The following is a 6,327-nucleotide window of genomic DNA, read 5'->3' as shown; positions in this document are numbered from 1 at the left end:
GCGCGGCTCCTCGCCGCGCCGCACCTCTGTGCGGGGGACCCGCGCTTCGCACTGCCCTCGGTTACAGCATCACCAGCAGCTTGGTGCCGGCCACCAGCTTCCGGTTGACGGAGGTCGACTGGACGAACACGGTGTACGACGGGTTGTCACCCGGCTTGACGGTCACCTCCGTCGCCGGCAGGCCGAGCAGCTGGCGGGCCGCCGGACCCGAGAACACCCGACCCGTCATCCGGCCGGTCACCGGGTCCTTCTCCGCCACCGCGAGCTGCTTGCGCCCCTGGATCTTCTCGCGCTTGGACAGCTCGTAGAACGCGCAGCCGCTCTTGTACGGGTGGCCGGCGCCGGTGACGAAGTCGCGGATCGGCAACTGCTCGTCCACCGGGACGAGGATGTACTTGCCGGGGTCCAGCGCGTCGAGGTTGGCGGTCACGTCGGCCGAGCTGAGGTCCTGGCCCATGGTGAACAGGTTCCTGGTGCCGCGCACGCCCTTCTCGCGCCCCCGCAGGAAGCTGGTGGCCGCCGACTTGACCGTGCCGATCGCCTCCTCCACGCCCTTGCTGGAGTCCGCGTCCCAGATCGCGATGTTGCCCGCCGGGAAGCCGTACTCCTGGGCCGTGCGCTTGGCCAGCGAGTTCGGGACCAGGATCGCCGACGTCCAGTGGTCGGGCAGGGCGTCCATCGCGCCGTGGATCCGCTCCATCCAGGAGCGCAGGACGGCGGGGCCCTTCCCGGCGGGCATGCGGGTGTGCATCCGGCCGACCTCCGAGAACCCGGAGGCGTTCTCCTCGCCGTCGGTCACCACGACCTGGAGGAAGGAGTGCTCCCCGTAGCCCTCCCAGATGTTCTTCAGGTCGTCGATGGACTTCACCGCAGCCTCGATCAGCGCCGTCGCCCCGTTGTCGACCTGGTACAGACCGCGCAGCGACGGCAGGTGCTTGACGTCCATGTCCCAGACGAGGTTCTGCACCTCGTGGTCGAAGGCGTAGAGGCTGATCCGGGTCTCGTGCCCGAGCCGGTCCGACTCCTCCTGGAGGCCCTTCACGAACTCGTCCACCACCCGCACCAGCTGAGCCTCGTGCTGACGCATCGAGCCGGACTTGTCGACCACCAGCGAAACGTGGTTGACCTTGTGGTTGATCCTGTTCGCAGACATGCTTCCACCCATTTCCAACGCCATGGTGACGTCTCTTCCGGCACCGTTTCCGGCGCCCCCTCCGACGTTGGTTACACACTACGGCGGACCACTGACAATCCGCCCTGACCTGCATGGATGGCAGCCTCGAACCGGATCCGACTCCTTCGGCGGCCCCTGCGCCGACGATTGCCGACCGAAAGTCGGGAATTCCGGTCTGCCGGGGTTTCCGCTCCCGACTCGCCGGCCTTGATGTGAGCCGTCCGCGGAATGCTGCGCACGCTCCGGCCGTCAATCCGGGGACACGCCTCGGCGGGGCCGGTCAGCGGAACCTCGCGGCCCACGCCCGACAGGACCACCCCCCGCCCGCAGCCCGGTCGGGCACCCACCACGGCCGCCCCGGGCCCAGCCCAGGCGAGGGACGGGAGCGAGCACCTCGGCAGCCGACTCCTGCTTGTAGGAGTTCCACGACGCGGACCACCACCGGGCTCCTACGCGGGACGATCCCGGCCGATCGCCCGCAGGACGTCGGCGAGCCACACCAGGTGGTACCCCACCGCGCGGTCGGGCTCGGCGACGAGGTCCCGCAGATGCTGCCAGGACTCCGACAGCTGCCCGATCGTCAGCTCGCCGGGAGGGGTTGCGACGTCGTACTGCTCGTCCGGCGGGACGGCCCAGAAGTACTCCGCCCCCAGGGCGACGACATCGCCGCCCGCCGCCGCCTCGACGCGGCGCAGCAGCACGTCGACCGCCTGTCGAAGCTCGGCGAGGGAGATGGTCAGGGGCTCGTCCGTCATGGGCACCATCATGAGGGGTGCTCGGGGTGTCGGCCTGCGGCCTGACGAACGGCGGCCGGCCGTACCGGGGCACCCCCGGCACGGCCGGCCCGCGCCGGACCTCAGGCGTGGTGCCGAACGGTCGTCCGGATCCAGTGCGCGTACGCGGGCACGTCGCTGTAGAGGCCCGGACCGGCCGAGCACGCGACTCCCCGGGCTCCGGGGCCGGAGGTGGTGCCGATGAGCTCCCACCGTCCGCCCCTGCCGCGTTGGAGCTGCGGTCCGCCGGAGTCGCCGAAGCAGGCCATGGCTCCGGGCACCCGGCTGACCGTGCACAGCCGGGTACGATCCGCGTAGCCGTCGGCGCAGTCGGACGGGGCCGCCGTACGGGTGTCGAGTTCCTGCAGCCGCTCCGCGAACCTCAGCTCGGTGTCGGCGGTGGTGCCGAATCCCAGGATGCGGGTCGGGGTGCCGGGTCGTCCGGCCCGGTCGGCGATGCGGACGGGCTTCTCGGCGACCGGCCGGTCGAGGCGGATCAGCGCGATGTCGTCCTTGTTGGCGGCCTTCCCGTCCCCGCTCAGGTATCCGGGGTGGACGACGATGCGTTCGATGGCGCGGACCGTTCCCCCCGACTTCCTGCGGTCGCTGCCGATCCGGACGATGCCCTCCAGTTCGAGGCCGTCGCCCTGCACGCAGTGGGCCGCCGTCAGGACCCACTGCGGGTCGATCAGCGAGGCCCCGCAGGTGCCGTCGTACAGTCCGGCGCTCGGGGCCGACTCCGGGATCGTCGCCATGAACGGATAGCGCTCGGTGGCGTCGCGCCCGTTGACGATCGCACCGGCGCTGCCGGCCGTGAGGCCGACAAGCGTCGCCACGGTGAGAGCGCCGACGGCAGCGGTGCGCGCCACGCGGCGGCGGACCTGCATCAAGGTGAACACGAAAGGGGCTCCTTCCCTCGGGGATGCGGATGCGTCCACCCTCCCGACTCAAGATCCACCGGGCCATCCCGGCAGCCGGACCACGGACGGTGGGGGTAACCCCCTCCCCCGACCCCGACCGTCCGAGCCGCCGTCAGCCGCGGGGCCCCAGGAACAGGCCGCCGCTCGCGTCGACGACCTGCCCGGTGATCCAGCGCGCCTCCTCGGAGGCGAGGAACGCGACCACGTCGGCGACGTCGTCGGGCCCGCCGAGCCGGCCGAGCGCCGTCGAGTCGGCGATGAGTTCGGCCAGGCCGGGCGGCTCGAAGACGGCGGTGTTGGTCGCGGTCCGGGTGGCCCCGGGGGCGACGGCGTTCACCGTGATCCCGCGGGCCCCGAGTTCCTGGGCCAGCGTCCGGCTCATCGTCTCGACCGCTCCCTTGGTCATCGCGAAGGAGGTCTGGGCGGGGTTGGCCATCCGGGTCGCCACCGAGGAGATCGTGACGATCCGGCCGCCGTCGCGCATCAGGGGCAGGGCCCGCTGGATGCTGAAGTACGGCGTCCGCACGTTGACCGCGAAGAGGTGGTCGAACTCCGCCCGCGTGGTGGCGCCGAGCGGGCCGGCGGGCGCAGCGGCCGCATTGTTGACGAGGATGTCGAGCGGGCGGCCGGCCAGCGCCGCCTCCGCTCCCGCGAAGAGCGTCTCGACGTCGTCGTCCGCGCCCAGCTGCGCCCGGACGGCGCCAAGTGCGGTGCCACCCGCCCGCTCGATCGTCGCGACCGTCGCCCGGGCGCCCTCCTCGTCCGTGCCGAAGTGCACGATCACCGCTGCGCCCCTGGCCGCCAGCCGGACGGCGATCGCCTGTCCGATGCCGCGCGACGCCCCGGTCACCAGGGCCGTCCTTGCGTGCTGTCCGCTCATCCAGCCCACCCCTTTCCGTTAGTCACCACCAATATGGTAGTGACTACCAGTCAGGTAGGGTCTACCACATGCCCGAACAGCACTCAACCCTGCGAGCCGAGCGGCGAGCCGAGACGCAGCGCACGGTCCAGGCGCACGCGGTACGGCTGTTCACCGAGCACGGCTACGACGCGACGACCGTGACCGACGTCGCCCGGGCGGCGGGCGTGTCGCCCATGACGGTCTACCGCCACTTCCCGACCAAGGAAGACCTCGTGCTCGCGGACCGGCACGGACGGCTCGTCGCCGAACGGATCGCCGCGTCACCCGCCGACCAGCCCCTGGTCCGCCGGATCGGCACCGCGCTCGTCGAGTCGGCGGCCACACTGACCGGCGACGGCGGCGAACCGACCGCGGAGGGCCGGTTCCTCCTCGCCCGCCTGCGGCTCATGATCGACACACCGGCCCTGCGCGCCAAGCACCTCGACAACCACTACGCCCTCCAGCAGGCGATCGTCGACGCCCTCGGGGGCGGCGGCGCCACCGGCCCCGCCGCGGCGCTCCGCCTCCGGGCGGCAACGGGCGCCTGCCTGGCCGCCCTGCACACGGCCCTGGTCCACTGGGCCGAGGAGGACGGCCGGCCCGCGCTGCCCGACCTGGTCACCCAGGCCCTGGCCGCAGCCTTCGGGGACGACGCCCTGGGCCCCGCCCGAACCGACTGACCGTGTCGGACGGCCGAGGGCGACCCGCACGGCCGTCGCCCCGCAGAGCAGTCAACTCCCGTACGGGCAGCAGCCCGACGTACCGAAGGGACCCCCAGGGTGGCACTACTTCCGGAGATCACGGCCCTGTTGGGCGAACCCCGCTTCAACTGGTCGGACCCGGCCCCGTGGATCGAACTGGAGCGGGACCTCGGCTGCGGACTCCCCGCCGACTTCCGCACGATCATCGACGCCTACGGGTCGGTCCTGGTCAACAACCAGCTGTACCTCAAGCACCCCGCCGGCCATCTCCTCCACAGCCTGGGCGACTTCATCCGGCGGGAACTCGAACTCTGGCGCGAGGACGACATGGCGGAGTTCCTGCCGAGCCCGGCGGGGACGGCGCCCGGTGAGCTGATACCCGTGGCGACGGCCACCACGGGCGAAGCGGTCTTCCTCCGCGTCCCCGACGACCCGTCGTCGCCCTGGCGGGTCGTGGTCCAGGAGTTCGACAGCCCGGCCTGGACCCGCTACGAGATGACCTTCGGCGAGTGGTTCCGGGCCTATCTCCAGGGCCGCAACGTCACGCTGAGTTCCCGCAACCACGCCCCGGACGGCCCGTTCTACGCTTTCCTGCCCTGAGCCGCCGCACGCCCGCCCGGCCACCCGAGGCGAGCCGGGCCGGGCGGCCGTCAGGACAGACAGGCGAGCGAGGTGATCCGCAGGCCGGCCGAGCACCGCAGCACGCGGTGCTCGCCGCCTCCGGTGATCTCGACCTGCAGCCCGCCACCGTCGTCGACGTAGATGCGGTGCCCGGCCGGACCGGTGCGGCGGCTGGCGGTCACCACGGCGGAGTGCACCGCCCCGGCCGCATCCCGCAGCCACAGGACGTAACGGCCCGCGGCGGCGGGGCCGGGGAGAGCCGGCACGGCCGTCACCCGGCCAGGGGCTGGAAGCCGAGGATCCAGCCCAGGGCCCGCGCCGCGCCCCGGGCCCGCGCACGCTCGGCGTCCGGCAGGTCCGGGTTGCGGGCGGCACTGATGGCGGCCCGCTCCTCCACGGCGAGATCGAGTTCGGCGAGCGGCAGGACCACGATGCGGCCGGTGACCGGGGCGGGCCGGTGGGGCTCCAAGGCCCAGCGGCAGGCCCCCAGGGCACCGTGCGCGGTCGCATCGGCCTGCCGGGACAGTTCCCGCATGCCGGCCACCACGACACGGCGGGGCCTGACGGCGATGAACGCGTCCCCGGCGTTGTCGGACATGTGCACCACCCTGCCGTGCGGCGCTGCGCAGCGCCAGGAGGACGCGTCGCCGGATCCGCCGGTCGGGTGAACCCCCAGCGGCGGCGCAGCGGAGCCGGCATTCGGGCGGCGCGGTGCCCGTCCTGCCGCCCGCAGCGCCGGGCGCCCCGCGCTCCGGCCCCGGACGGCGGAACGCACGGCGGTCACGAGGCCGGGCCGGCACCGTGCCGGCGTCCGCCGGTCGGGTGCGCCGCGCCTGAGCCCAGGCCGGAGACACCCGACACACCGTCCGCGCCGCTCACGCCGGACACGGCGAGGTGCCGTCGAGCGGCGGCGCGGTTTCCGGGGCGCCCGTCACCGCCGCGAGCGCGGTCAGCGGCAGGCACAGGTAGAGGTACTCCCACAATCGGCGGGCGGCGGTGCCGAGGGGTTCGTCCGCCCACAGCGGCACGGTGCGCCGCAGGGCCTCCACGGCCTCGTGGACCAGCGCGGCGTCCAGTTGGCGGCACGGGCCGGGTCGGGCGGGGCCCAGGCAGCGGTTGATGGCCGCGGCGAGGCGGTCCCGGTCCGGCCGGTCACGCCGCGCGCCGTCCGCCGGGCATGCCGCGCTCTCCGGGGCCACCGCCGCCCGCAGTCTGCGTGCGAGTTCCTCGGCGGGCC

General features: G+C 73.3%; 9 protein-coding genes. 2 read left to right on the top strand and 7 right to left on the bottom strand.

Annotation, left to right across the window (positions count from 1 at the left end; translation table 11 throughout):
- Positions 1-61: 61 nt before the first annotated feature.
- From ACWGB8_RS37320 to ACWGB8_RS37305, 4 genes are all read right to left on the bottom strand, one after another.
- Positions 62-1,153 (bottom strand): vWA domain-containing protein, encoded by a 1,092-nt coding sequence (locus ACWGB8_RS37320; protein WP_452218111.1) that lies wholly within the window; start codon positions 1,151-1,153, stop codon positions 62-64.
- A gap of 470 nt (positions 1,154-1,623) precedes the next feature.
- Positions 1,624-1,929 (bottom strand): hypothetical protein, encoded by a 306-nt coding sequence (locus ACWGB8_RS37315; protein ID WP_452218110.1) that lies wholly within the window; start codon positions 1,927-1,929, stop codon positions 1,624-1,626.
- Positions 1,930-2,030: 101 nt separating this feature from the next.
- The gene (locus ACWGB8_RS37310; protein ID WP_452218109.1) at positions 2,031-2,846 is read right to left on the bottom strand and encodes a S1 family peptidase; all 816 of its coding nucleotides are present in this window, start codon (positions 2,844-2,846) and stop codon (positions 2,031-2,033) included.
- Positions 2,847-2,979: 133 nt separating this feature from the next.
- On the bottom strand, positions 2,980-3,747 hold the full coding sequence (locus ACWGB8_RS37305; RefSeq protein ID WP_452218108.1) for an SDR family oxidoreductase: 768 nt from the start codon (positions 3,745-3,747) through the stop codon (positions 2,980-2,982).
- Between the two features lie 68 nt (positions 3,748-3,815).
- Between ACWGB8_RS37305 and ACWGB8_RS37300 the strand changes: the two genes are divergently transcribed.
- Positions 3,816-4,448, top strand: coding sequence for a TetR/AcrR family transcriptional regulator (locus ACWGB8_RS37300; protein WP_452218107.1), 633 nt, complete (start codon positions 3,816-3,818; stop codon positions 4,446-4,448).
- A 99-nt stretch (positions 4,449-4,547) separates the two neighbouring features.
- Positions 4,548-5,069 carry an SMI1/KNR4 family protein gene (locus tag ACWGB8_RS37295; RefSeq protein WP_452218106.1) on the top strand — a complete coding sequence of 174 codons (522 nt, stop codon included), beginning with the start codon at positions 4,548-4,550 and terminating at the stop codon, positions 5,067-5,069.
- Between the two features lie 50 nt (positions 5,070-5,119).
- Here ACWGB8_RS37295 and ACWGB8_RS37290 read toward each other — a convergent pair whose 3' ends face one another.
- The 3 genes from ACWGB8_RS37290 to ACWGB8_RS37280 form a co-directional block, all read right to left on the bottom strand.
- On the bottom strand, positions 5,120-5,356 hold the full coding sequence (locus tag ACWGB8_RS37290; protein WP_452218105.1) for a DUF6296 family protein: 237 nt from the start codon (positions 5,354-5,356) through the stop codon (positions 5,120-5,122).
- A gap of 5 nt (positions 5,357-5,361) precedes the next feature.
- Positions 5,362-5,688, bottom strand: a complete 327-nt coding sequence (locus ACWGB8_RS37285; protein WP_452218104.1) for a hypothetical protein — start codon at positions 5,686-5,688, stop codon at positions 5,362-5,364.
- Between the two features lie 277 nt (positions 5,689-5,965).
- On the bottom strand, positions 5,966-6,327 hold a 362-nt coding region (locus ACWGB8_RS37280; RefSeq protein ID WP_452218103.1), incomplete at its 5' end, for a hypothetical protein.

The organism is Kitasatospora sp. NPDC054939 (assembly GCF_053610105.1).
Note: the sequence above shows the minus strand (reverse complement) of the source record. Positions and strands in the feature narration are given on the sequence as shown.